Genomic DNA, 1,449 nt, shown 5'->3' with positions numbered 1-1,449 from the left:
ACCAGTTCTCCAGTCTTCAGCCAGCGGCTCAAGTTGAAGGACGGACAGGCTTTAGGTGCAACGTCATGGTGAGCTTTCACTTCAGCATCTGGATACATGTCCAGCAGGTATGCAAGTTTCTCTTTAAGAGAGTGCATCTGTGCTGGCGTAAAGTTAGCTTCGAACTTACCTTTATCATCAATGCCACCTACGAGGCACACACCGACTGACTTACTGTTCCAGTCCTTAACGTGAGACCCTACGACATCGACCGTACGGCCTTCTTCGATTGTCCCATCACGGCGAATAATGAAGTGGTAGCCTACATCAAGCCAGCCTTGTTCTTTATGCCACTGACGGATTTCACGCAGCCCAACATTCATGGACGCTTTGGTTGCGCTACAGTGGACAAAGATTGCTTCTGTCACAGCGCGTGGTTTGAATTGTACCTTACTCATTTCTTCTTCACCTCTTTAAATTTATCGAATGGAACATCCTTAGAAGGCTCTTTCAGCCAATCAACTGGAATTAACTTGTCAGCAAACAGAATGCCATGCTTCTCGCACCACTCACCGTAACTGGTCGGAGACCCTTTGTACAGCTTGGAGCGGCTTGAAGAGAACACGATGCGAACATCAAGTTCAGGATACTGTTCACGAATCAGCAAGTGTTTCTTTCGGTCCTCACTGTCCCACAGACCTTTGGTTTCCACAAAGATGCCATTAGGTAACAGGAAGTCCGGGCAATAGGTATGGTTGCTTGCAGGAATAACATAGGGTACTCGCCAACGCTCATAGTCGAACTTAATGTTCTTCCCTTCGAGTTGCTTGCTTACCTTATCCTCCAAGCCAGAGCGAAAGGCACCCACACGAGTGCCTCGACCTGCATAACCCTTAGCCATTAGAAATCACCATCTTCGTCTTCATCGTCCTCTTCTGGTTCTTCATCCCAGCCAGAGTCGTTCTGAGGCTTACGGGCCTGTGCTTCATCAGCAACATAGCCATCTTCTTCGATTTCGTCTGCCCAGTCACCTTCACCACCACCACCGAACTCGACCAGCTTAATCAGCATCACGGAATCCAGTTGCAGCTTAACGGAAGCACCTGCCACAGCAGACCAGCCATAAGGGAACAGGGTGTATTTAATCTTCAGTTCAGAACCACCGGAGATAGCCGGACGCTCACCACGAATGCGCTTACCTTTGGAGTCCACAATAGCCAAGTCGATTGGTTTGTTCTCACCAGTCTTCTTGTCAGTGAACGAGCCGTAGCACTTGAAGTTGAACGTAGTGGTTCCATCTTCGTTATCCATGAAAGGCATGTCGCCAACGTATGGCTTCAGCGGTTTCTTACCCTTGACAACTTTCGGCGGGTTAGCTTCGTACTCTTCGAGACGTGCAGCATAGTCCGTTTCGTGGGCTTCGACAATCTCGTCAATCATTTTCTGACAGCGAGGGTCGTCGTTGGATAC

Annotated in this window: 3 protein-coding genes; all 3 read right to left on the bottom strand. The window is 49.0% G+C overall.

The features are described 5' to 3' along the window. A partial coding sequence (locus I6F53_RS20045; RefSeq protein ID WP_197240926.1) for a peptidoglycan recognition protein family protein occupies positions 1–437 on the bottom strand: 437 nt, incomplete at its 3' end. Continuing rightward, the gene (locus I6F53_RS20040) at positions 434–880 is read right to left on the bottom strand and encodes a hypothetical protein (protein ID WP_231616658.1); all 447 of its coding nucleotides are present in this window, start codon (positions 878–880) and stop codon (positions 434–436) included. The genes I6F53_RS20045 and I6F53_RS20040, both read right to left, overlap by 4 nt. Beyond that, a partial coding sequence (locus I6F53_RS20035) for a DUF2815 family protein (RefSeq protein WP_231616657.1) occupies positions 880–1,449 on the bottom strand: 570 nt, incomplete at its 5' end. The genes I6F53_RS20035 and I6F53_RS20040, both read right to left, overlap by 1 nt.

This window comes from Pseudoalteromonas sp. SWN29 (genome assembly GCF_015864465.1).
In the GTDB taxonomy this organism is placed as follows: Bacteria; Pseudomonadota; Gammaproteobacteria; order Enterobacterales; family Alteromonadaceae; genus Pseudoalteromonas.
The sequence above is the reverse complement of the archived record's forward strand: the minus strand, read 5'-3'. Positions and strand labels throughout refer to the sequence as shown.

What these genes read in the sequence shown, in the direction of transcription:
- I6F53_RS20040 (WP_231616658.1), bottom strand. Translation starts at nt 880, where the DNA reads ATGGCTAAGGGTTATGCAGGTCGAGGCACTCGTGTGGGTGCCTTTCGC.